The 25,574-nt window shown below is 59.9% G+C and carries 13 protein-coding genes; 2 read left to right on the plus strand and 11 right to left on the minus strand.

The annotated features are described in order from the left end of the window. Positions 1-340: hypothetical protein (locus A3A5_RS37940; RefSeq protein ID WP_018310099.1), on the plus strand; the 340-nt coding region annotated here is incomplete at its 5' end. Positions 341-787: 447 nt separating this feature from the next. Here the strand turns inward: A3A5_RS37940 and A3A5_RS0108115 are convergent. Both A3A5_RS0108115 and A3A5_RS0108120 read right to left on the minus strand, forming a co-directional pair. Continuing rightward, the gene (locus A3A5_RS0108115; protein ID WP_018310100.1) at positions 788-1,087 is read right to left on the minus strand and encodes a hypothetical protein; all 300 of its coding nucleotides are present in this window, start codon (positions 1,085-1,087) and stop codon (positions 788-790) included. 2 nt (positions 1,088-1,089) lie between these two features. Beyond that, positions 1,090-1,521, minus strand: a complete 432-nt coding sequence (locus A3A5_RS0108120; RefSeq protein WP_157637157.1) for a hypothetical protein — start codon at positions 1,519-1,521, stop codon at positions 1,090-1,092. A 784-nt stretch (positions 1,522-2,305) separates the two neighbouring features. Between A3A5_RS0108120 and A3A5_RS43095 the strand changes: the two genes are divergently transcribed. After that, the gene (locus tag A3A5_RS43095) at positions 2,306-4,918 is read left to right on the plus strand and encodes a hypothetical protein (protein ID WP_157637158.1); all 2,613 of its coding nucleotides are present in this window, start codon (positions 2,306-2,308) and stop codon (positions 4,916-4,918) included. 1,178 nt (positions 4,919-6,096) lie between these two features. Here the strand turns inward: A3A5_RS43095 and A3A5_RS37945 are convergent. From A3A5_RS37945 to A3A5_RS0108180, 9 genes are all read right to left on the minus strand, one after another. Then, positions 6,097-7,821 carry a restriction endonuclease subunit S gene (locus A3A5_RS37945; RefSeq protein ID WP_018310104.1) on the minus strand — a complete coding sequence of 575 codons (1,725 nt, stop codon included), beginning with the start codon at positions 7,819-7,821 and terminating at the stop codon, positions 6,097-6,099. Continuing rightward, a complete protein-coding gene (locus A3A5_RS0108140; RefSeq protein WP_018310105.1) occupies positions 7,818-9,290 on the minus strand; it encodes a class I SAM-dependent DNA methyltransferase in 1,473 nt (490 codons plus the stop codon). The genes A3A5_RS37945 and A3A5_RS0108140 overlap by 4 nt, the downstream gene beginning before the upstream one ends. Before the next feature lie 12 nt (positions 9,291-9,302). After that, positions 9,303-11,648, minus strand: coding sequence for an EcoAI/FtnUII family type I restriction enzme subunit R (gene hsdR, locus A3A5_RS0108145; protein WP_018310106.1), 2,346 nt, complete (start codon positions 11,646-11,648; stop codon positions 9,303-9,305). Positions 11,649-11,681: 33 nt separating this feature from the next. Beyond that, complete coding sequence (locus tag A3A5_RS40980) at positions 11,682-13,460, minus strand: N-6 DNA methylase (RefSeq protein ID WP_081623831.1); 1,779 nt, start codon at positions 13,458-13,460, stop codon at positions 11,682-11,684. 14 nt (positions 13,461-13,474) lie between these two features. Next, positions 13,475-13,729, minus strand: a complete 255-nt coding sequence (locus A3A5_RS0108160; protein WP_018310109.1) for a DUF4258 domain-containing protein — start codon at positions 13,727-13,729, stop codon at positions 13,475-13,477. A gap of 959 nt (positions 13,730-14,688) precedes the next feature. After that, positions 14,689-17,130: a hypothetical protein gene (locus A3A5_RS0108165; protein ID WP_018310110.1), complete on the minus strand. Its 2,442-nt coding sequence runs from the start codon at positions 17,128-17,130 to the stop codon at positions 14,689-14,691. Next, positions 17,127-18,701 (minus strand): hypothetical protein, encoded by a 1,575-nt coding sequence (locus A3A5_RS40205; protein ID WP_026200573.1) that lies wholly within the window; start codon positions 18,699-18,701, stop codon positions 17,127-17,129. Before A3A5_RS40205 ends, A3A5_RS0108165 begins: the two co-directional genes overlap by 4 nt. Positions 18,702-19,154: 453 nt before the next feature. Further along, positions 19,155-20,648: a hypothetical protein gene (locus tag A3A5_RS0108175; RefSeq protein WP_018310112.1), complete on the minus strand. Its 1,494-nt coding sequence runs from the start codon at positions 20,646-20,648 to the stop codon at positions 19,155-19,157. Continuing rightward, positions 20,645-25,564 (minus strand): AAA domain-containing protein, encoded by a 4,920-nt coding sequence (locus tag A3A5_RS0108180; protein ID WP_198293114.1) that lies wholly within the window; start codon positions 25,562-25,564, stop codon positions 20,645-20,647. The genes A3A5_RS0108175 and A3A5_RS0108180 overlap by 4 nt, the downstream gene beginning before the upstream one ends. Positions 25,565-25,574: the final 10 nt, after the last annotated feature.

Genomic DNA, 25,574 nt, shown 5'->3' on the forward strand with positions numbered 1-25,574 from the left:
GCGCTCAGGCGCGCTCGCCGACTATCAAATTGATATGGAAGAGGATCTGCTGCCAGACCAGGTCTGGACCGGTGTGCTGCAGGACTATCCGCGTTGGTCCGCCAGCGTCTGGGACCTGGTCGCGCGCAGCATTGCCGTGGCGCTGACGGGAAGGGAGGAACTGCCTCCGCGGCCGACCATCCCGCCGATTCCCATTCACGACTCCGATGGCCCTTGGCCGTACGTCCGCTTTGACGATATCCCTGAGCCGACCCGCACGTTCTTTATGCACAATTTGCATGGATCGAGTACGCCTGCTTTCGGTGCGCGGCATACGCGTGGGACTGGGAAGACTTCCTGACTGGGCAGCGATGAGCGATCGCTCCGACGCGCATGCGCGAGAGATGGTTGCGGGAATATCCTGGTACAACTGCCTTGGGAAGGAGCAAAGGCTCGTCTGGCTCGACAAGGGTGCGGGTCTCTTCGGCGAGCGAAACTGTGTGACGGCCTGACGTGCCCTTAAAGCCGAGCGCCCGCAAACCGCGCAGCGCATTGTGGCAGCGAGCGATTTACCGCTGCCCGAGGCTAANAAAATTCAAAACCGCCTCGCACACAAAAATACGGACAGTCCCCCTAGTGTTCTGACTCCTTAATCGCATCGAACGGGACGTGCAGAGACAGATTGGCTCTTCGCGAGCATGTATGAGGCTGACATCAAGGGTGTCCAACCGTTGCAGCTTGCGAATATAGGTACGCCGGCTCCGTCGAAGAAGCGAAGCCGGCCGCCTGGCAACCAATCCCGATCCGTTCACTCGCCGTCCGGGCCACCCCCTCGATCCTCATCGCCTCGATCGTCTCCGCGATCCTCATCTCCGCGATCGCCGCGGTCGTCACCTTCGGCGTCGCGCTCTCCCTCCACAACAGCGCCCCCCCCTTCCTTGTCGTAGTCAATCTCGATCACACGGCTGCCATCATCATTCTCCCGAACAGTAATGTCCGGCTCGGCCCCCGCTTGCCCGGTTTTGTCCTCGAGATCGCCGTCGAGGTCCTCAGCAAACTGCATGTCTTCATCTGTCGGCGGCACTTCGTCGCCCTTCTGTTCACCCATTTTCAATCTCCTTTTGCCGTCAATTTTCCATTCAGCACTTTCAAAAGAAACGCCCACCTTTTACGACGGTTCTCCTCTTTTGCAGTTGTACTGCACTTCTGAAATACCCCTCGGACCTGTTGAATCGCCTCCGGGGAATCCTTCAATACATTGATGAATGCCTTGTTGAAGATGATGGTATTCGTCACGGAGGTGACGTCGGTCAAAGGCAGGTCACACAGCGAAGCTTTTGACTGCGTGTAGCAGTCCACATGGGTGCTCATTGCAAAACTCTTCATCTTTGCGCAGTCGCAAGACATGGGGTTGTCGATCGGAAGTACTTCTACTGCCTTTTCTTGCAAACAAACCAATGTCGTGTCTCTCCATGCCTTGCCCGCTTCGCTTAGAGTAGTGTTCGCTAGGAAGGCCTCGCAATACTTTTTGCCGAACGACATGAAGTAATCGTCGTTCTTGTCCTTACACGGACAATATTTGTCGAAACAGGCTTGGTAGACGTTGCAAGAAGCGGTCGCCGAATTGACACACTGCCCGTAAGCGAACGTCGAAAGAATCAATGACGCGACGAAGATGCAGGTGCGCAACATGCTCGATCCCTTAACGTCGGCGACGTGTGCCAATGTCTTTGCTTCACGCCAGCATGACAAGTGCAGAAACACTAGATGTCTATGCGAATACACCATCCCTGGAATTCTATTGTTTTCGCTCCCCGGCCTTCTTTCAATAGCCTTTCGGCTCGAAGAATAGGCGACCTGCAGAATATAACTACTCCGCCAAAAGGCGGAGATGATATGAGAATAATTTAATTGAGATGTAAGAGATGTTGATGTGAGGTTCTGTTGCTAAGGTAGACTGGCCCGGGAGTCTTACGCGATGACCGATTAGTGTTTCAATATTGAAACAGAACTGACGCGAGACAGTGCCTCAAGGGTTTACGGAAACCGAGCGTCGCCCGTGATGTCAACTACCGTGAGGGCAAAGGGATAGTGGACGGTGATGGGTCAGTGAAAAAAAAGTATGTCGAGTCCCAATAAGCCCCCCGAACTTGCAGAGGCACTGAGGTTGCCATGGGCGACCTGAAGGACACTGACGGTCGATAGGTATCGCATTGTCCTAAAATGGAGAAATCCAAGCTGCCGGAAAAAGGAGAGCGCTATGGCCACAGGCGGAGTCCATCACGCGAGGGTGCTCTCTAAGATCCTTGGTAATGTCATTTGGAGCTTGACAAAGCCAGTCTTTACCCTCTGGCCTTGGATATTCTCTGTAGCGGTCTTTTTGGCGCTGCTGAACTCATCGCAAGGCGAATCCTTAGCAGGAAATTTCGCATCGGAGCCGCTTGCTATACAGGTTGTCATTACCGGGCTATTGGTCTACCTGCTACTAACGTCCTTTGGTTGCTTTCTTTCCTCGGTTGTCACAACAGCGCTCGAGACGAAATCCTCACCGGGGGGGAAGGTGCTGGATGACGCGGCAGTACAGTTCGCTTCATATTCATTGTGGATATTGGTAATTAGTACTTTGCCCGCACTTGCCTTTGGCATTAAAACTGGATCTATCGCTTCGCAGATCATCGCTTCAGCCTGGGCGGCACTGATCTTCTCTCTCAGTCTTGTGGGACTTCGGTCCATCAAAGGACGGAAGAGCAGTCTTTGGGAAAGCCTAATCGTCGTGTGCCGCCGGCATCGACTGATCTTTGCTGCTTGCATGATGGCATTTGCCGTTGCTCCGCTGATATTGGGCGCGATCACCGCCTACCGAGCGCCACTAAGATTGACACCTGCGGGGCCTCTCGTACTAGCCCTCGTCGGCACCAGCGCGCTCGGCACGCTCATTGGAACAATCTTGATTATTATCCCGAGGTGTCTTCGGCTTCCATGGCTTGGTTGGGCGATTGGAGCAGGAATTACTGCCCAAGTCCTTCTAGCGCCGCTATCTATTGATGCAGAGAACCCTCTGCTACGAAAAGAACGCCAAGAGGCGACGTTGACGAACGAAGAGTGGGAGACCAAGTGTCCTACTTTCGAGACGGCGCCGGCCGGACAGGTCTTGATATCCAGGGTGGATGATGAAATTTTAGAGGCGGATGAGATCGAAGACTCCGGGGAGCGCCGTCCCGAGTCGCGGCCTTACTTTCTGGTAAGCGCAGAAGGCGGTGGCATCAGGGCAGCCTATTGGACAGCTATGGGCCTAGGGCAGATGGATGTCATTACCCATGACGAGTTCGCTTCAAGGGTTCTTTTGCTGTCTGGCGTGTCAGGCGGCAGTCTAGGAGTCGCAACGTGGTTAGCAGCACATGAAGTAGAGGGACTGTCGCCCAATGAAAGGCTTGATTTGATGGCGGTCTTCCTGTCCACAGATTTTCTGTCGCCGTTGCTTGGGGGATTCTTGTTCCTTGATGCCCCCCGCGTCGTTCTTGGTCAGATATGGCCGGCGGCCCGACGCGACCATGTATTTGAGAAGGCCCTTCATGACCGTTGGAAGGATCTAACGGGTTCGTCATTCTTTGCTCAACCGCTCCGTAGGCTATGCCTGAGGAAATTCAGCCATCCACCGTTAGTGTTCTTTAACGCGACAGACGCTCTATCGGGAAAATTAGTTTCACTGGAAGGTGCAAACTTTTGGCGTCAGAACGCATTCAACGGTTTTACAAACTCTCTTGAATTTACAAGCCTACGATGGATAAGTATTGCACAAGCAGTTTCAATTAGTGCGAGATTTCCATTCTTGTCTCCGAGTGCAGAAGTCGGAATCTCTTCGTCTCAGATGGGGTTAACTGAGAGGCAAAGGGCAATCGATGAAATTGACCCAGAGTCTGCCGAAACTCAGGAGGAGAAAGAGTCATTGACCACTAGGAAAGTCAGTCTGCAAACGGCGCTGGACAATGAGGCTGAGTGGCCGGATGAGGTTGTCAGCAAGGTCCGCGTTGCGACACTGGTAGACGGCGGTTACTTCGACAATAGTGGACTGACCCACGCCATTAATGCCATGGAGAAATTCAACGAAAAAGCGTTGAAAGCCGTGGGTCAGACTATGAAGAAGAAGTATGCCGATCAACCGATCTATGTAATGCATTTTCTCAATGACCCTAGTGCTGCGTGTCTGCCTTTAGGGGCGAATTGGAAACAAGGTGTGTCTGCTGCGGGCACTAACTTTATGGTCGCGGCAAATATAGGGTCGCTTCCATGTGAAACTTCAGTCGGCTTGCTAAACGACGCAACATCGGCACACCCATTTCAGTTTCTAACAACTCCGTTTGAAGCGATTTTCTCAGTCAGGGAAGCGCGCGCAGCGGTACAACGTCAGTATCTGATAGATCGATTTTTTAGGCTACAGTACTCCAGGTTGCCGCAGATTGCGCCACAGAAGAAACAACTGAAGGAGTTTTCCATTGCTCAGGAACTCACTGACATGACGGCTGGCCCGGCGGGTCTTCTTTTCCCATACTCAAACGAGATGTGGACCGTCGACAAGCGTACGGTGAACCGTCTATACGACACCCAGCGCAAATGGCTAAATGTGTTTGAGACAAGAGACCCTCAGTTCGATCAGACCTACGCGGCAAACCTCGAAGCTTGGAAGCAGGAAGCGCTGTCGGCTACTGAGAGATGGAATTGTGCTGCCGAACTGCGTATTAGCCAACCGCCCCTTGGATGGACGCTCAACGCAAAAGATCGCGCGCTGTTGCGATGTCTCGCTGCCCGAGCCAGTATTCGCGCCGGTTTTCCCCCCTTAACCACTCCGTATCCGGGAGGTGAGGCGCTATTCTCCAATCAAGCGCCAACAACCGAATTCCCCCCCCCTGAGGCGCCGCTGCCCTATAAGGCTCTTAGATAGCGTCATGATTGAAAGCGGCATTTGTACTTGCCCATAAGGCGATGCTCTGCGCGCCGAACAAGTAGCCGTCAAAGCTCGGGCATGCCGTTGGTGAGTCGGCCGCTTCCTGGTCGGAACCGCCGTTCGAAGGCCGGTGTGAAGCAGCAGTCAGTGTCCGTAGATGGCCGGCTCCGGTCGAATGAGGGTAGTAGGGTTCCCACGTGCAATGAGCGCCGGAATTTGCTAAGCCGCGTGGGCGGCCTTTCCGCGCGTTTTCCCGGCTTGCGCGGCAGCCGTCGCTGCCCCTTGAGGAACTCCAGGAAGCAGGTCTAGTTTGCCTCGACGATGCCGTTTTTCTGCTCGGTCTTCTGTTCAGCAGGCTGTTGCAGGAAGCGATGGCGCTTCAAGAAGAGGGTGTTTTTGCCCCATTCCCCATTGCCTGGCGGTCGTACGATTTGTGTCCAAGGCACTCTCCTTGTCGCGCAGGGAAAGTGTCAACCTTATTTAGGACGGGTGACGACCAAACAAAAGGCCCCGCCGCAACAAGGGGCCTTTTGGGGCTGGTCGATCAATAGCGAGGGCGCCGTCGAAGATTGCCTTGGAACTCTGGCGCAGGTCCGTTTGCGAAAATCCGGAGCGCCTCGCGGGAACGCTCAAGCTCTGCAAGCAAGTCCACCCGGCCCTGCAACGGAGCCAAAACCTTACCTTGGTCGACGTCCGCTCCCTCGCGCGCCACGGTACAAGGCCTAGCCGTTCTATCGGGGGTGTTGATCATAGATAACTCCGATCACAGTTGCCGCTTTGCCAATCGGCAGCGACGAAATTTGTCATGAGTATAAGCATAACCCAAGTGGTTAAATCGCCGCTCAAGCGCTCAAGCGCTCAAGCGTCGGTCTTTGGTCAATCTGAGGCGTCGAGGTGCTTCGCCAGGCCGGCAAGTGACAGATAGGCGGGAGGGCGGGGGCCATAGCCGACCCTCACCGGCCGACCGCGCTCGTGCGGTCGCATGGGCCGCTTCCTGGGGTTCAGCCGCCATTCACCTGGACCATAAGACCATCGAGCTGGCAACGAACTCGCGATAACGTGTTTTATCGCGAGTTTGAGAGAGGGCCAACGCTAGTTAGGCTAGCGAACGAAGGGCCATTTCAGGAAGGGAGAAGGGAACGGCCGGGCAGGGTGACCGGGCCGTCCCCCTACGCTCAAGCCGCAAGTTCTAGGCGGTCCTCCTCCGGGCCAGCCCCTGCCTGCTCAACCAGCGCTGCGGCAAAGTGCGCCTGGCAGGTCCGCCGCTCATTCAGACGTGCCCGCAGATCCGCGCACAGTTGGCGCAGTTCTTCCACGCGGGCGACAATGCGTAGCATTTCCTTTCGCGGCGGGACTGGTATCAGGACGTTATTCAGAATCTCGAGGTTGATGTTCTTCTGTGCCGTCGCGGGAGCGAAGGCTGTCAAGTCATCTTTCGCCGTCTCGATAAACGTAAGGAAGTATCGAGTATCCACTAGGCCTGCAATCGGAACGAGTCCGACCACACTGTCTGGAAAGCAAGCGTCAAAGCCAAGAATCGCGGAGTCGGCAATATTTGCAGCAATCGTGATGCAGAGCGTGCCGGCTGGCCATAACTTGCTCTGTGCCAAGCCGAACTCGCTATATTTCGCGTTGAAATGCTGGATGACGCGGTCTGCGCGGGCCACCTCCCCAGTCTGGATCAAGGGATATAGACCGGGATTGAAAAGCTTTGGATCGTTCCGAGGTCGGTGCTTCGACTTGCCTCGTCCAAATTCACCAACCTCCTGGAATCGGGCCCACGCCCATCCTGTCGGCAGGGGGAAAGGCTCATCATCGACCTGTATTGGCGGCAGCGGCTTGTCGCGCTTGAGTACTCCCGCTGCAATCAGATTGTCCTTCTCAACGCGAATCTGTCTAAGCAACTCGTTGGCCGGCTCGTCATCCGGGTCCTGCGAAACAATCAATCCACGGACCGCGAGTTGTCCAATGGCTTTCTCCAACGCGTCCACTGCTTCCGGGCGGTCGAGCAGTAGGTCGATGTTCGCGGCGAGGCGGGACCAGTTTTCCGCGAGCGCATGTGCCGACTCGCTCGCGGCCAGCGCTTCGAACAGCGTCGTGGTCAGCCGCGCGTGCTGCTCCGCCTCTAGGCTGCCACGGGATTCCAGTTCGTCGGACAGCCGCATCAGCTCTTGGACTTTGGCTACGATGCGTGCCTGCTCAGCACGCGGTGGCAACGGAAACCGCTTATTTTCAAAGTAGTCTCGCGGGAGGCGCTTCTGTCCAGCGGACCCGGTCATGACCTTCTCGCCGTTAAGTAAAAATTCCGGTGTCTTCAAGAAAATCAGGACGTAGTCGGGCAGGATTCCGCCCAATGGCCGGACAACGTGAAGTTCGGTCGTACCGGCCCCAATCCCGTTGGTAAGGTTCCTGAAAACGGTAGATTTGCCGTTCTCAAAGCAGGGGGTGATCTTGGCAACGCCAACATCACCCTCCGCAAAGTGTGTGAAACCAGTCTTGATCGCCGACCACGGTCTTTCCTCCACGCCATGCGGACTTACAAGAGCAGTGGGGATCGAGCTCATCTGCACGAAGGAAACTGGCAGGTCGTCGTCAGCATTGTTGCGTGGACCAATTACCCCGATCTCAGCCAAGGATGACCACTCCCACCCCCGTGGAAGGGGGGGCTTCTCAGATTGGCTTGCCAAAAGGCTGGCGCTTGTTTTCCGCTTTCCCTTACTGACGGGTTCGGAATGGTGCTTCTCCTTTGCGATCTGCTTCAGCAGGAAGCTAGCCGGCTCATCGTTGGAGTCCTGCGGCACCAGCTTGCCTTGCACCGCCAGCGTCAAGATCAGCTCGCGCAAGCGAGCCACACCATCCGGTGCGGTCGCCAGCAAGTTAAATCCTTCCTTGATCTTCATGCCTGACCCTCCAGCGCATCCGCCAGGATGCCCTTGAGCCGGTCGCGCAGTGTCTGCGCCTCGGCGGTAAGCCGGTGGTACTGGGCCAGCAGCTCATCCGGATCGTGGCTGATCTCCTCGCCCCGGTGCGGGTTCTTCTGGTCGAGGTTGAAGCCGTTGGCTTTCAGCGTGTCGATGCTGACCTTCCAGGCAAACTCGCTCTCGACGCGGCTGGCAAAGCCGTCCGCTTCGCTGCCCCACCAGGCCTTCTCCGGCGCGAACTCCTCGATGCGGATCGGCTTGGTCTTCGAGTAGCTCTTGTAGCCGGCCGGATAGGGATGCTCGTAGTACCAGACCTCACGCGTGGGTGCGCCCTTGGTGAAGAAGAGCAGGTTGGTCTTGATGCCGGTGTAGGGGGCGAACACGCCGTTGGGCAGCCGCAGGATGGTGTGCAGGTTGCACTCCGTGAGGAGCCTTTCCTTGATGCGGGTTTTCTTATCGCTATCGCCGAACAGCGTGCCATCGGGCAGTACCACCGCCGCGCGGCCATTGTGCTTGAGCAGCTCGATCATCAGCACCAGAAACAGGTCCGCCGTTTCCTTGGTGCGCACGTCGGCCGGGAAGTTGGCCTCGATGCCGGCTTCCTCGGTGCCGCCGAAGGGAGGATTGGTCAGGATCACGTCGACCAGATCGCGCGTGCCATAATCGATCAGCGGTCGCGACAGAGTATTGTCGTGGCGAATCTGCGACGGCACCTCGATGCCGTGCAGCATCATATTGGTCACGCACAGCAGGTGCGGCAACTGCTTCTTCTCGACCCCTGTGATGGCGTTCTGCAGCACGATGTCGTCGTCGGTGCGCTGGCGCTGCGGCTTCAGGTGTTCGATCGCGCAGGCGAGGAAGCCGCCGGTGCCGCAGGCCGGGTCGAGGATACGCTCGCCCAGGCGCGGGTTGACCTGGTCGACCATGAATTGCGTGACCGCACGCGGGGTGTAGAACTCGCCCGCGTTGCCGGCGCTCTGCAGATCCTTGAGAATCTTTTCGTAGAGGTCGTTGAACAGATGCCGCTCGGTGCGGTTGTTGAAGTCGATCTCGTTGATCCTGTTGATCACCTGGCGCAGCAACTGCCCGGACTTCATGTAGTTGTAGGCGTCGCCGAACACTTCACGCACGACGAAGCCGCGCGGGCTGCGCTTCTCATCGGCATCGAGCCCCTTGAGCGTCGGGAACAGGTCGCCGTTGACGAACTCGAGCAGTTCCTCGCCGGTGATGCCTTCCGGATCGGCGGCCCAGGTGCGCCAGCGCAGCCGCTCCGGCAGCGGCGACTTGAATTCGTCGCGCATCAGTTCGAGCTCGGTTTCCTGGTCGTCGAAGATCTTGAGGAACAGCAGCCAACTGAGCTGGGAAATGCGCTGCGCGTCGCCGTCGACGCCGGCGTCCTGGCGCAGGATGTCCTGCACGGACTTGATGAAGGTGGTGCTGATGGTCATGGGGGTTCGTCGTTATTGGTAGAGGGCGCGTTCCAGTTCCTGGAGCGCGGCCTGATATTTCGCTTTGCCGCCAAAGGCGGTGATGATCTCGACCGGCGAGCCGAATTCGTTGAGCGGCGCGAGCTTCAGCACCTCGATCTTCTCGATATTGGTGATGCCCGCGTCCGCATACTTGTCGAGCAGCGCCTGCAGCACGCGCCGGGCGGTCTCGCCGTACTGGCCGAAGACGTTGCGTTTCCTGACGCGCTCGGCGCGCTCGCGGCGCGTCAGCGGCGGCTGGTTGAAGGCGATGTGGCAGATCAGGTCGAAGGGGTCGAGTTCCTTGCCGGCCATCTCGGCCAGCTCCTCGAACAGCACCCCCTGTTTTTCCAGTTCGGCCAGGATCGCCTCCTTGCGCTCGGCGGCATTCCAGGCCTGAAGGAAGCCGTCCAGCGAGGCGTAGCGCTTGTTGAGCTGGATCCGGGTGAAGTCGCGCAGCGACTCGGTGATCAGCTTGCCGTCGGGGCCCAGGTACTGGACCTGCTCGTGCGCGACGCGCACCGGCACGTGATCCAGCACGTAGCGGGTGCGTCCCGGACCGGGCGGCTCCTCGGGCTCGCCGAGGCTGCCGCCAGGCTGGGCCGTGCCGCCTTCACCGGTGCCCTCGCCCTCTGGATCCTCATCGGGCGGCAGGATCGGCTCGTCGGGCGCGGGATCATACACCACGACCGGGTCGCCATCGAAGGCGGGGTCGGCGAACAGTGCCGTGGCCTGCTTGAAATCCAGGATCGTGAACCAGAGCTTGTCGTGCTCCTCGTCGATGCGCGTGCCGCGGCCGATGATCTGCTTGAACTCGGTCATCGACTTGATGGTACGGTCGAGTACCACCAGCTTGCAGGTCTTGGCATCTACCCCCGTGGTCATCAGCCGCGAGGTGGTGGCGATCACCGGATAGGCCTTGCGCGGGTTGATGAAGTTGTCGAGCTCGAGCTTGCCTTCGGCGTTGTCGCCGGTGATCTGCATGACATACTTCGGATTGGCACTGGCCAGATCCAGATTAGCGTTGATCAGCGCCTGGCGCATGCGCGCGGCGTGATCGATGTCCTCGCAGAACACGATCGTCTTCGCCATGCGGTCGGTCGCGCGCAGGAACTCCGTGATGCGCTGCGCTACCGCCACGTCGCGCTGGGTCAGCACCAGCGTGCGGTTCATGTCCGACTGGTTGTAGATGCGGTCCTCGACCACTTGGCCGAGCTTGTCGACTGTGCCGACCGGCGGGCGCCAGCCGAGGTCCTTGTCGAGATCCACGCGGATCACCTTGTAGGGCGCGAGAAAGCCGTCGTCGATGCCCTGGCGCAGTGAATAGGTATAGGCCGGCTCGCCGAAATAGGTGATGTTGGAAACTTCCTCGGTTTCCTTCGGCGTCGCGGTCAGCCCCAGGTGGACGGCCGAGCTGAAGTAATCGAGAATCTCGCGCCAGGCCGAGTCCTCGGCCGCGCTGCCGCGATGACACTCGTCGATCACGACGAGGTCGAAGAAATCGGGGCTGAACTGACGGTAGATGTTCTGGGCCTCGTCGGTCCCAGTGACGGCCTGGTACAGAGACAGGTAGATCTCGTAGGACTTCTCGACCGTGCGGTTTTCGATCTTCGTCATCGCCCCGGCAAAGGGCTTGAAGTCGTTGGTCTTGGTCTGGTCCACCAGGATATTGCGATCTGCCAGGAACAGGATGCGCTTGGCCGCGCGCGCCTTCCACAGCCGCCAGATGATTTGGAACGCCGTGAAGGTCTTGCCGGTGCCGGTCGCCATCACCAGCAAGATACGCGGCTGGCCCTTGGTCACGGCCTCGATGGCGCGGTTGACCGCGTTGAGCTGGTAGTAGCGCGCCTCCTTCCCGGGATAGTAGTCCTGGCTATAGACCGGCTCTGCCTCGGGCGCGATGCCCTTCCATGCCAGATAGCGTTGCCACAGCAGCGCCGGGGCAGGGAATTCTTCCAGGGTCAGTTCGCGCTCAATGACGCCATCGGTCGCGGTGCGGTCATGCCAGACGAAGCCATCCCCATTGCTGGAAAACGCGAACGGCACATCCAGCATCTCGGCATAGCGCAGCGCCTGCTGCATGCCGTCGCGCACGCCATGGCTGTTGTCCTTGGCCTCGACCACGGCGAGCGGAAGACCCGGCTTGAAGGACAGCACGTAGTCGGCGCGCGCGATGGTGTCTTCGTCGCGCGTCGCCTTCTTGCCGCGCACCAGGATCCGGCCATGGGTGAGGGACACTTCTTCCCGCAGTTGCGTGTGCAGGTCCCAGCCGGCGTCGACGATGGCCGGCGAAATGAATTTCGTGCAGATATCCCGCTCGGAAAGTGATTTCTTGCTCATCTTCTGTCCTTCGCGCTACGCGCCAACACCGTTTCAATCGAGCGGCCACAGTTCGAGGGTCACCCGCGCCTGCTGCTTGCGCAGGCGTTCGATCTCCTGCTGCAGTTCTGCCTCCTTCTCCAAGGCTGCTCCGGCCTGTGCCTGTTCTGCCGCGCTCGGTTGCAGCACCTGCAGGGCTCTCAATTCCGACAGGTTGATCATCTGCATCGTGGCACCCCCGGACACAATGCCTTGCAGCAGGGCCTGGCCCAGCGGCGAGCGGAGTTGCAGGAACAGGGTGCGCGGATCGGTGCCAGCCGCCGGATCGACGCGCAGCACCATCGCAGTCTGTCCGGCGACCCAACCGCCTTCACCCGGCGGCGGGACCTCGGGTGGCACAATGCCGATCTTGCCGACCCCCCCTTTGACGATCAGGACGATGTCGTGCGGCAGCAGGAACTGTTTTTCATTGCATTGCTGCGCAATCTCGCGCGGCAGGCTGACCGCTCGGCTGGCGTCCTGAATGTAGCCGTAGGCCGGCAGGTCGGCAGGTCCCACCTCCCAGGCCGATGCGACGTCATCGCTGTCCACGGACTTGATCGCCAGCGGCCGCAGCGTCGTCACCAGATCTCCTAGCCTGACCATTTCGGCGTGGGCGAGTTTTTCCCGCAGCCGCCGCTGTGGGGGGGGCACGACGTAACGACTGACCTGAAGCTGGGCATCGTTTGCCAGAATTTCCTCAACCGATACCACTATGACGTCCGGGTCTGCAGCGTCCGTCAGAATCAGGTCGCCGAGCATGGAGGTATTGGTCAGCCTGGAGCGCGCCTTCGACAGGGACTCCACAAATCGCTCGTTGTCGGCGTTGACGAAGCGCACGGTGCGATGGCCTCCACGCGGATCGAGCACCAGCAGCGCGATGGCAACCTGTGGACCACTCAGAATGCCGCTGGGCAGGGCCACCACGGCCTGCACCATGCCGCGTTGCAGCAGATCGATGCGCAGCGCTGCCTCGCCTCGGCCGAACAGGAAGCTGGGCGTCACCGCGACCGCCACGCGTCGGCGAGTTTGAGCCAGCAGGTGGCGAATCGACAGGATCGTTCCGGAAGTTGTCTTCTCCGGAAAGCGGCCGAACCAGTCCTGCTCGGCGACCTCGCGCTCATAGCGTTGGTTCAAGGGGGGGAAGGCAATGGCAACGTCAAATTGGCGAGGTTTCCCCTCCTCAATGGCTTGGGGAAAACGAATCGGGTCCCCGATTTGGACGGTCAAAGACCCGTCGGCCAGCAGTCCGATCTGCAATGTTACCCGCCATGGAAGGGGCGTTTCCAAATAAACGGCGGCCCCTTTGAGCGTTCCTCTTACGCTCAGTTGCGCGCCGGTGTCCCAAGGCGTATAGAGCGTGTCCCCGGCCTGCAACTCGCCAAGGGTCAGCATCAGATCCGCCAGTTCAGGTGGATAGAACAGTTCGCCATCCCCCCTGCTGCCTGCCAGTCCGGTTACGACATCTGCGATGTTCAGGTGTTGCAGTACCCCGGTGTCGCGCAACTGCAGCACCAGATTCACGAGGTCCTGTAAGCCGGCTACGCCCAAGCGAGAGCCTTCCTTATCGTCGGGAAAGGCTCGCCGCAGGTCCCCATTTTGACTACTGAGCTGCTGCCAGCGCTCGACATAGTCCTGCGGCCTTTCACTCCTTGTAAGACGCAGCGGCGGCGGCAGCTTGCCATCGCTCGACCACTTCTCCCAGACGAGAACCTGCAGCACCAATTCGAGTGCAATGGCGTTGTCTAATTGACCGCGTAAGGACTCAACGAGCCCCCAAACAATGTCTTTCATCCACTGAGTTCCCTTTAGTGCCGGCGTTCGCAGTTGTACGCCGTGACTAGTTCCTCTCCTGCTGCAACGACCGTTACCCCGCCTTTGTCCAGAATCTTTTTCAGGACCCGCTCCGTCTGCTGCATGGCTTCCAGCAGACGACGAGCCTCCCTGTGACCTAAAACGTACTTATCCCGATCCGACACGCCGTGCGCGAGCACCAAATCCACCATGTCCTGGGTGATGCCGCGTTGGGACATGCGTTGCTTGACGTGATTAGTGTGTCGCATTAGCGCTCCTCTTGATGGAGCCAATCATATGATGTAATCTACAAAATATCAAACGTAATTTAATTACAACATTGAGAAGTCGAGCCCAACTTGATGCGTTCGGACGGCGTCAGTTCAGCACCTGGGATTAGACGAGCGCTTCAGAAAGTCACTCACCATGGGGCGACGGCTTGCGCCAAGACCCGGACGCACCAGACATTCATAGAGACGCCCTCGTTGATGGCCGCGGCATTGAGAAGAATCTTCAAGGTCTCGTCCACACCTTCGAACTCAAGAACTATCCGCGCTGATCGGCCACCAGCGGTAACAGGACACGCTTCTTTGCACCTTGGACCAAGATCGATGCATCTGCCGTTGGCATCTAAGGCCGGTTTCGTCGCGATGCTGGTCGAACAGACAGCGGGCGGGCGGCAATAACCAGAGCAATCTGGCACTGGGGCCGCCTACGCCGCGCGGACGTCGGACCCCTGCCCGACCGTCCTGCCAGGTTATCCAGAGAGCCGGCCACGCTCGGGCGTTTGCCAGACTCGCAGGTGGCAGGTCGGTTTCAAAAAGCTCGCGGTAAAGCCGTTATCGCGAGTTTTTTGGGACGGCCTTCCGCCGACAGGGCTTGTTATTGGATTGGCCAAAGCGGCCGTTCATCATGTAGCGTTCGACTATTGGCCGAAGTACGACACTGACCAGGCTCGAAATAGCGGCCGCAGCCCGCTCGGCTACGGACGCTGCTAGCCTCGGCTGCACCAGGCCGCGGGCGACCCGTTGCGGTCCTAGCCCAGCGCGAGTTCGACATCCGAAAGCTGCCGCTCAATGCCTTGGCTAGCCGGCGCGGGAGTCCGCAGGTCACCAACACAGGCCATGACGATGTCAACGCTAGGGTCTGTGTTGGCATATGCACTGAACCGAGGGGTCGGGTTCAACATACACTCCGGCGCCGAACTTGGGGTGGCTTGTCGCCGCGGCTAGCCTCCAACCAGACGCAGATGAGTATCTCGCACCGAATCTGCGTTGACACCAAGTCGTGACGCAAGGCGGTCGCTGAGCGCCTCCATGACTGAGACGAACGCATCGGAAGTCAAATCATCTCCGGTCAGTCCGAACGTGCGATAAACATGTTGCGCCAGCTCACCCGCCCTGTACACCGCTATAGGTTTTCCTCGCTCGTCAGTCACCGACTGCACGGCACATGCCGCCCAAGCGCACGTCGCCCAGCACTCGACGACGTCGACGGGCAAAGCGGCGGTCGGGTCCTCAGGAAGCCGAACCAGATAGGCCAGCACCGGGCTGCGCCGAAAGAATTCGTAAAGCAGTCGCGTAGCCAAGCGAGGCCAACCTGTATCGCCCTCGATGGGCAGAACCTGAACACGCGACATTCGCTGCTCCGGCGCTGCGCCAACTAGGTGCGTGCGGCGCGTTCCCGCCGTCAAGACGACCATCAGCAGCGCTCGCAGTCGAAGTAAGTCGATGCCGGCCAGGCCCGAGCTCTCCGCCTTCGACCGCGATATTGCTGAAAACGAAGTGACAGCTTCGACGATCTTGTCGGCAGTGTCTCGATAGTACTTGTGCTGACGCTCGCGGGCACGCCTCCGCGCGGCCTCCTGCGCACGGACCTCGCCGTCCGAAAGCGGCTTTGTCTGGTGTCCTAACTCGACGTCACCCTCACCGTCGGCCGTCTCGTCGCCCATGTCCAGCAATTTTCCAACGTCCGAAGCCTCCTCATCATCCGCCTCGGACGCCTTCTTCCCACGTCCGAGGAAGTAGTTCAGGGCGCTGCGCACAGCGTCCATGTAGCTGGTTGCCGTGGTGCTGTTCCCTAGGGTGCCGGAGGTCTTGCGCCGGCCTTTGATGAATTCCTCGTAGGAGAGCGACGTCGACGGATCCGCTTCTTGGGGGTCTCGCTTTTTGGTACCACTCGGCGCGACTACCTCTTGTGTCTCCTCGGCTTCAGCACGGTGGATCTCATCAATCACCTCCAGCAGCCACAGTCCCTCCGTGGCATCCTCATCATCGAAGTGCTCGAGGGCGTTGCGAATCTTCGAGGACTTCGGCCTGCGCTGGCTCTCGTGAATTGCGGCATCAACGGTCACCACTGCCAGACTGGATTCTTGCTCGTGAAGTCGCACCCGCGCGAACCCTGGCAGCTCGTCTCCATCAAGAACCATGCAGCGACAGTCCTCGAGCCGTACCGAGAATGCGGCCTCGCCCAGTGACAGCATGTTGGCATCAAAGAGCTCTACACGCGACTCGTCGACGTCGAAAGCAGGTCTCGGCCACCAGAGCAGGCTTGCCGAGCGAACCTCGAAGCGCCCGGGCATGCGTGGCTGAATCTGGTCGAGCGCAATCTCCTCATAGTCGGTCTGCGGCGGCAGATCCGAGAGTGCGATGGCAGCATCCTCACTCAGTGCTGGCTCTAGCTCAAGCAGTTGCACAGCGCTCCCCTGTTTGAGGCGCCGGTAGAGGCTAACCTCCTCGTTTCTTCCCCCGAACAGCTCGTTGCCGAGTGCAGCGGTCGTACAGTTCGCGCTCCCGTAGAGCACGTGGTCGGCTCGGGCGGTTTGGGCAACCAGCAGCTTGGCGTGGGCAAACCGAGACGGGCCCCTTTTCAGCGCACCGATATCGCCAATCTCAATTTGGTCACGCTTGCCAACCGCATGGACCGGAAACAATTGCGTGGCGGGCTGCAAGACCACCTGGAGCCTCGTTGGACGCAGCGCTTCCTTCAGCCACTTCAGCGCTGCCAAGTCATCGTCCCAGTAAGGGCTCATAACGACCAGGCGCTTCACCCGCTCTTCGCCGATAAGCTGGCGAAACCTCTCAGCGATTCCCACTCCAGCATTCTCACGCGGCAGAAGCGCCAGGAGGCCGCCAGCGTCGTCACTGATGGGCTCAGACGAATCCACGCCATCTCGCAGCCATGGCGTGCGCGCGACCGCCCATTCAATCTGCCGTCGCGCCGTCGCTGCTGACGGTTCAATAGTCCTGGCCATGTAAGACATCGCCGCTCGCAGCAACGGAACACCAGTCAGGTTGTCTTCGTCGACGCTCACCTCCCCGACCATCTCCAAATTACCGGCAAGGCCCGGGGCGGTGAGGTTTGCGGAACCGATGATGAGACGCCCCGACTTGCGGCCGAGTTGCAAGATGAGTTTCGAGTGATAGACGCCGCCGTTCGCGATTTTCCCGTCGACCACCGAATAGCGTCTTCCGGCGTACTTCGGTCGACCAGTGCCATTCTCGAGGCTCAACGCCACCATGCGGGCGTCAGCGATGACGACGATGTTGTTGGACCGCGCTTCCCGCAGACGGGTCAACGCCATCGACTCAAACGCCACGAAGTCCAAATCGAACGTTGTGGCTATGCAGGTATGAAAGCCTGTGGCGCTGAAGCACTCGAATAGCTTCATACGCCCTCCAGGGCACGTCGCCCCAAGTCGGTCAAACCGTCAGGGCCAAGGAGGTGGATGTCGTCAAGGAACCTGATGGACGACGCCAAACGCGGGTTCGTCAAGACCGGGCCGTCCTTGCTTCTGAGTCGGACACGCCCATTGTCGGTCTCCAGGAGAAAGGTGTAATCGCCTTGGTGTCGTAGCTTCTGGATAGCAACCCAAAGATGGCGATCGATCACGCGAACCTTGAGCAATGAATGAAGCAGTTGAGGCAGCGGCGCATCGCGATGAGCCTGCAGAAACCGGAGTTCGGTGCAAATAGATTGCACGAAGGGGCTGTCTCCGACCAGTTTTAGCTCCGCGTCCAGTGCAGGCAACTCTGGCGTGAAGCGTTTGAAGAGAACCGCCAAGAGCCGCAGTGCAGCGACTGCGACTTCGGCATTGGTCGCCGAGGACAAATTGGCGCCTTGAAGAACCTCGTTGATCAAGTTGAACTCGCTGTCGTCCTTCTCCTCGGTCCACGGATTCTCCGGCAGAGTGATGTCGTCGCACAGGTGCGCAAATGTCTGCATTTCGGCGCCAAGCGCCTTGACAATGCGTGCAACAACAACCTGTAGGAGCTTGTCCAAAGCCACGCCCCCCGGGAAGCCCTCCAGTACGTCAAGAATGTACTTCAAGAGGGCTTCATAGCAGGCATGGCATAAGTCATTGACGTGATAGGCCAACCACGTGAAGCGCTGGGCCATCTCCTCGTCGCTCAGCGATTCAACCTCGACTCCATCGCTATCTCGCAGCGCGTAGAGCGCCCATCGGATATCACTGGCCGCAGGCATATAGCCCAGCCAATCGGTCGCGCGCAGCACGAGCCTCAGACTCATGCTTCGGGCCAGGTCACTTGGCGAGCTATCAGGAGCACGTGCGAACAGTATTGCCTCGTACATGTTCCGTTCGAGACTTTCGGGCTCGATAGCGCTGGGCACCATGACGGCGAGCTCCTCCAGCTCACTCCTCGATACCGAACCGCGCTCTACGGCTTTCAGGAAGCACTCGCCAGCGCCGCCTATTGCTGCGGCGAACGCCGCCGCCAGGCCGTCCCCGATCTCTGGAGTCGGCACGGGCACGTCGTGGTGTTCAACCGAACACAAGATGCCCGTCGCAAAGAGCTGCGTCCCGTATGCCGCCCCATAGGCACCGAACGCCTGTTTCAGATACTGCGGTTCCGACGGGTCGTTGTCAGCATGTATGGAAAACGAAATCCAGGCGCCTGACGTGGCGGCCAGCTTGCGCCTTGCCCAGCGGCTCCCAGCGACGCCCGTGTCCTGCGTCTTCGCCTGCGTCAAAAGCGCATAAAGCGCTTCTGACCTTCGGAGGAACTTTTGCCAACCCGCAACGGAAGGGTCACCGCTGTGCTTGGCGTAGTAGTCTGTTAGCCAAGCGTACAGACCGTAGTAGCGCATACGCAAGGTCACGTTGCTGATGCCCGGCACCAGTCGCTGGTACTGGGAAACGCTCGTGCTCTGCATACCCAATGGGTCCAAGCCTCGTCGCTCTTCACGCCGCGTCCATTGCGGCTCTCCCATGGAACTCATGTCCAATCCTTCCGTTTTGTTTTGTGCTGAATTTGAGCGGCTAACTCAGGAAAGGTCAATGGTCAAGGAGAACTGTTGCTGCGACTCCGGAAACCCTGCTGACAAGGCGCTCCGTCCGAACCGACGTGCTTAGGTGCCTTCAACTGGGTATGAAGGCGGCTGGCGGCCGAGCGACTCGCGTGGTCGAGGAAGCCGAGACTTCAGCCGCAGTCATCGAACGAAAATCGCTCGTAGATCGGGCGCGCTATACAAGTCAGCTATTAGCTTGATCAAGGCTTTGCGGCGCCCGCCTGCCTCGTAACCGTGTCCGCCGCGGAGGTCGACATGCCCAGAACCTACCATTCGCCAGTGACTGCACCTGGCCGGACCGGGCCGCCAGCGTGCAGCGCATGGGCGTCCGTTGAGAGCTGGTCAGCGGGCGCGGCGCACCTGGCATGTGGGAGGTGCGGCTCATCATTTCAGACGCTCCGGGCTGTAGTCTGAGTAGGCAAGAACGGGGCAGCCTTCGTGGAGATTGCGGCGCTGCTTCGCGGACACCGTCTGCTTTTTCGGCGACCAACGGCCGGCATATCGGGCGCCGCTACCGACATTCTCGAGTAGGCGATGAATAAGATGAATATGCTTGGTGAGGGTCGAGAGCACACCGAAGGCGACCCGGACGCCGGGATAGCCTTCCAGCTCGGTATGCAGCAGCGCGACCGCGAACTGCCCGGGATACAGCATCAACTCAAGCGCGCCCAGCCAGGGGGAAGCAGAAATCCCCTCGGGGCGTACGAGGTGCAATTCGGTCAAGCCAGTGTTGGAGAACTTTGCGCGCACGCCCGGTTCCTGCCGTTCTTGCGCATAGTCAATGACAAACAAGTCGTCCCCGCTTCCCCCGGCCTTCAGGGCCTTGCCCCACATCTCCACCGTTGCCTTGAAGTCTTCGCCGCGCCCCCAGAATGGGTAGTCCGGCGCAAGCCATGCCACCGAGCTCAGGTGCTTGGGCGCGCCTTTATGGCCTTGGCGTGCGTCGTAGATGAGGCCGGAAACCGCCTCCCGATTGCCCTTCAGGCACAGACTTCCGAACAGGGGCTGCAGCCCCGGCGGGGCAACCATGCCGCTGACGACGTCCGCGGCAAAGCGACTGGCGTCGAAACGGTCCCCCTCGGCGTACTTGCGCAGGAAATCGAGATGAAACAGGTCGATGAACTCGTCGACGCCGCTGGCACGCGCTGCAGGTTCGCGCTCAAACTCGTTCGCGACCCGCTCACGAAACTGCGCCAGAAGTTCGGGACTCACGCCCGCGTCGAATTCCTCCGGGAATTGACTTGACAACTTGTTTCCAACACCAAGCCCCAGACTGACCGTCACCGGAATGAAACCGGCTTTTTTGGCCTCGACGCTCTCAATCGAATGCACACCGTAGGACCGTTCGCGCTCTTCCCCGCGCGCACGGGCAAATTCGCGCTCTATCTGCGCAAAGTTCTCGCGGTAGGCCCGACGGGCCCGCTCGACGCTGTTCCCGACGATATCGGCAGACGGATTGAGCTTCACCCAGTTATCGCTCGCAAACGCGAACTCCGCGCGCCGCAGCGAGGTGAAGGCCAGCAGGTCGAACGGGACGGTATCCGTGCGCTTCTTGAGCTTGGTGACCCATGGGCAGTCGTCGGGCGAGGCATCGAACCTGGCGATGATTTCCTCACTAAGGCTGAGCGCGTCATCCACCAGCTTCACGTAGCCTTGCCGGTCCAGCGACTCGATGACAGACAACGCCTCGGCCTCCGAGAATCCGAAGTAGCCCTGAAAGCCGGACAGTGACACGCGACCGCAGGTGTGCAGCAGCCGCAGCACGAACTCGGTCACAACCGGCAACCTTTCTTCAGTTGAAATGAAGGCACCGACCTTGAATGCCTGAATCGGCAACGCGAACGTCACCTTGTTGAACTCAAAGCGTTCGCCGCTCATGCTCGGAACTCCTGCGCGCGAATGACGGCGGCGCGGCCCGCAATGGTTAAGCCATCCACCTTCTTCAGCACCCGCCCCAGCGGCAAGCTCTCATTCTTCCCGCGCCACATCGGCGTCGCGCCGACCACAATCAGCCGCTCCATGGCACGCGAGAGCGCCACGTTGATGCGGTTTGGACTCCGGAGGAAGCCAGGATTCATATGCGGGTTGTGGCGAACGGTCGACAGAATAACAATTCGGTTCTCTTTGCCCTGGTAGCTGTCCACCGTGTCGACCTTGATGAGCCGCCGCAGTTCGGCCGGCAGCCAGCGGGCCTCGTTCTTGAGGCGATTCAGCAACTCTCGCTGCCTGGCGTACATGCAGATGACCCCCACAATAGGGTCACCGGGCTGCAGCCCCTCCTGCAGCGCCCTGACAAGAGCCTGGTTATGCAGCAACGCTTTCAGCACGCCCATCACGACATTCGCCTCGGTCTCGTTCCAGCAATCGACGCCATCCGAAGACACATCTTCCTGGGCCACCTTGCCCAGCGTACCCGTATCCACCCAGGTGATCTCGTGCTTGAACTGCGGCGGCAGCAGGCTCGTATCGAGCCACGAGGCGGCCCGCCCCGTCGCAAGCGCCCCCCCATAAAACACCTCGGACACGAGCTCGCCGATGGTTGGTGCCATGCGGTATTGCTCCCGTAGGGACGTGCCAGTGGTTCTTCCGTACGGCGAATCAAAAACCCGTTCGAAATCGCTGGCGAAGGCCCGGGAGTCATCGGCGTAGCCAAGCTTGCGGGTGACGGCATCGCGAACCTCCTGCGGGAATGTCGGCGGTAGTTGCTTGTGGTCCCCCACCAGGAGGATGCGCCGCCCGATTTGCAGGGCGACGGCCAGTTCGCTCGGCGCGGCGCGTCCAGCCTCGTCAATGATGACCCAGTCGTACATGTTCTGGATGACACCCGCAGCGCGGCGCCCAATGCCCACCAGCGTGCCGGCCACGACTGTCCTTGACTTGGCCAGAAACTCGACAAAATTGGCAGCCGGTTCGCCCAGCGCCTTGAGCCAGTCATCGGACAGCTTCAGTAGCCGGCGCAGCCTATCCAGCGCTTGTGGCGACTGAATCTCGAAGGTCGCGGCAAGGTCATCGAAAAGGTGGTCGACCACCGCGCCCAACGGGACATCGCCCACGTCAAAGCCATAGTCGCGTCTGCAGATATCGCGCACCGTCTCGGTCAACTGTCGCACATGGTGAGCGGTTTCATCCCCCTCCCCAGACCCGGCCTCATTGCGCGAGTCACGCGGTGGCTCCTTGGCGGCATCCAGTTCGAGCATGCCAATCTGCTCGACGAGGCGACCGACGCTGACATGCAGGCGCACCGCACTGGCGGCGAATTCGGCCGGCAAGCCCATCTCAGTGGCCAACCGCACGACCCGCTCCTTGTACTCGGACTTGAAGCGCTCCCGGTACACCTGCTCAATTGAGGAAGAGTGAAGATGTCGAATCGGCTCCGAGACTACCGATTCATGGCCGAGGCGTACGGCATCGAACACGATGCCTTTTGACTCAAAGAGCTCCAGCGCCTTTTCCATTGCATTGTTCACTGCCTCGTGCGCCTGGCTCACCACCAGGATGCGACGTGCGCTTTCCTTGGTTACCAGATAGTGCAACAACGATGCGATGAACCAGGTCTTGCCGGTGCCCGGCGGGCCTTGAAGCAGGCTGACCGGACCAAACTGCAAGGCGCGACGGAACGCTTCGCGTTGGCTGTCGTTTAACTGCTTGGTGCCTTGCGAGTACGCGTCCAGCGCCTCATCGGCGGGCAGCTTGAACTCCATCGGCGCAGGCTGCACGCCATCGGCCTGGAAGTAGTCCACCAAGTCCGGGATGACTGAGCGGCCCTCAAGAATTCGGTCAACGGCGGCGGCCCGGCGGTTCAGCGAAGCGCTCTCCATATTGCTGCGCAGACGCAGCTTGTCCCCGGGCTTCGGCGGCTTGCCACTCCACCGTTCAACGGCCAGCTCCGCGTTCGTACCCAGCGAGGTGTCTCGAAGCTCGAGGTCGCCGCAACGCCGCCAGACGCCCTCTGCGGTCCTGCGTTCAACCCATGTCCTGTCGTCAGCGTCCGGGTCAAAGCCGGCTCCTTCCAGTACACAGGGGATGAGCAATTGATGCTCACGTTGGGGATTGCGCCGCACCTCTGCCGTCACGGTCGCAATTGGCAGGCCGTCCTGCTCGGCATCGAGCAGTCCTCGCCACAACCGCTCGACATCAATGGCTTGCTGCCGGGTTGCCTTCGGCGGCATCGAGCCCGCGGTCTGGCCTAAAACATCGTCCGACGCCGCGGGGGCCGAATCCGGACTCGTCTCGTCAGGTACGCTCGCCGCATCGCTGCCGAATTCGTCCACCCATAGCGCAATCGACGGCGCCAGCTCCGACGCTTCATTGCGGGCACCGTCAGCCAACATCAGGCGCGCCCGTACGCCGCCGATGCCCTTCTCCTGGGCCCGCATCAACTGCGACAGGTCAATTGGCTTCACAGTGATCCACGACACCCGGCGTTCCTGGGTCAGCCACCCGAACGTCAATCGTGCACCGGCCCCCGTCAGGTGGACAAGCTTTGTTCCTGGAGTCTGACGTGCGTTCTCCATGGAGAGATGAAAGAGGCCGTTGTCGGACACCAGCTCACCCGCCCCCACCCTTTTTGCGGCTAGGTTCTGTACCGTGATGTGAAAGGGCTCCGTGTCCGGGGCGTTGGTAGACTTCCCCTTGCCGTCCAGCGCACTCTGCAATGGCTCCAAGGCGGAGACGCTGCGTTCCGTCAGCAACCTTTGAATCTCTTCCCGCACCTTTTCCAGGCCCAATAGCTCGGCCTCGGTGCTGCTTTCCTCAAGCAGTTCCTTGAGCACCGCTGCCAGCGCATAGCGGTCACGCGCCATCGGCGACATGGTCTTGTAATCGGCGGGGAGATAGGCGGTGCTATAGGCTTCGATGCCGCCCCGGCGGTAGTCGAGCAGGTCGATGAATACCGGGCTACCATCCGCCCGAACAATGATGTTGCCGGGCTTGATGTCGCCGTGCGGCCACTCGAAATCATGCAGACGCGAGAGTGTGCGCGTGAGCGCCCGGGCCACCGCCACCTTGACCTCGCGCTCCTGCGGTCGCCTCATCCACTCGGCGAGCGTTTCGCCCTCAATCCAGTCCTGGACCAGAAGCAGGCTCCGCCGGCTGAGCCCGTAGTCGCGAATCCCGGCCAGACCGGCAAGCGACGCGGCACGGAGATTGCGCGCCCTTTCTAGGAAAGACAGCAGCCGTATCGCAACATCGGGACGCCTGAGGTCCGGTTCAACCCCGTGCCATTCCTTGACCAGGACCGGCTGTCCATCGACACTGCTGCGGTAGGCAAGCAGGTCATCATCGTCCGTCAGCGGCGCCCCGTCCTCCAGATAGTCCCGAGCCCGGGTCCTGGCACGGTGGGCCTCAAAGACGGAGAGGTCAATCAACTGTTCGCGCTCGTTGGTCGACGCCGTGTTCACGGCCTCGAGCATTTCCCGAGCGTTCTCAAACCGCGCCGTCGGTTCGAGGCTCAGCGCCTTTGCGAGCACGGCGTCGAACGCGCCATCAAAGGCATCGTTCGCTCGCGGCTCCCACCGGTAAGCGCCTTCCACGCTGGGCGGACGCTCACCATGAAGCATCAGGTGCGCCAAGACACCGAGCATGTAGACGTCACGGTGATAGGGCGTTGACTCCTGGGCGAAACCCGTGTCTTCGGGCAAGTTAGCCCGCTCCACCTTCACCCGGTCCCGGAACTCTCCCACCGTCTCCATGACCGGATAATAAGCTGCTGGAAATCCGGAGACGACCACTTTCGCGGGGCGCTCAATCCACAAGCAATGCGCGCCGACATCCCGATGTGCAACGTTGAGGTCATGGAGGTCCGCAAAGCGCTGTAGCATCGCCTTCACCAGGACAACGCGCTCCGCTCCATTCAGCTTCGGCAGGCCCGCGTTGGTGAATTCGCTCAGGCGCGTGACCTTGGGCGGCAGCACATAGAGTTCCGCAAAATCCCGCGTGACATTCGCTTCCGACATGCGCGCGACAGGGCGCAGCAAGCTACGCGAGAGCTCCTCGTTGCGCGGTTCGACGTACTCGTAGACTCGCTGTTCCCGCAAGCCGATGAAGCCACGCTCGCCCTCGCCGATGAGTTCTGTCCCCAGCGCCGAAAAGTCCCACTGCCGAAGCAGCGCCAGCTTGTCCGGGTCAGCCGACTCCTTTGCCCTGAATTCAGCGTAAAGCTTGGTTGGATGCTCCCACATCGGCTGCTTATCGGGACGGAAGCCATGCAGGTTGTATCCGGCCGGTCGTCCCTTCTGACCTTCGAAGAACAGGTCATAGTTGTACAGGAATCCCAGCGGGTCAAAACGCGGTGGACGACTGATTACCTTGCGGTAGTTTGGTTCGGATACCCAGCCCAGCAATTCGTCCAGGTAAAGAACCGAACGGGCCTCACCGTCCTCCAGGTCAATCTCAGCGAGGCGTTCACTCAATACGACGAAGGCATAGACAAACGGAGTCTTTGCCGCGCCGACACGCGCCTGCAATGCGCTACCCAGTTTCTTGGCCTTGAGATTGACCAGCGGCACCGGCGACCGTCCACGAGGCTGACCGTCGACGTACCAGTTTCCTCCCCGTGACTCAAGACGCTTGCCGCGCCAGTTCTTCAACTCGAGAACCACAATATTGGTGTGCGTCACCAGCACCAAGTCGTAGTCGTCATCTCCCGCTCCAGCGCCTGCACGGCTCAGCTTGAACGAAGCGTAGCCACGCCAACTCTTGGTCAACGGCGACGCGTCAAATGCCTTCTGGATGCGTTGATGGGCTTCAATTTCCGATGCAGGAACACCAGACTTCTCAATGAGCCGAATATCCACGTTTGCACAC

The sequence above is a fragment of the Cupriavidus sp. UYPR2.512 genome, from assembly GCF_000379565.1.
Classification (GTDB): domain Bacteria; phylum Pseudomonadota; class Gammaproteobacteria; order Burkholderiales; family Burkholderiaceae; genus Cupriavidus.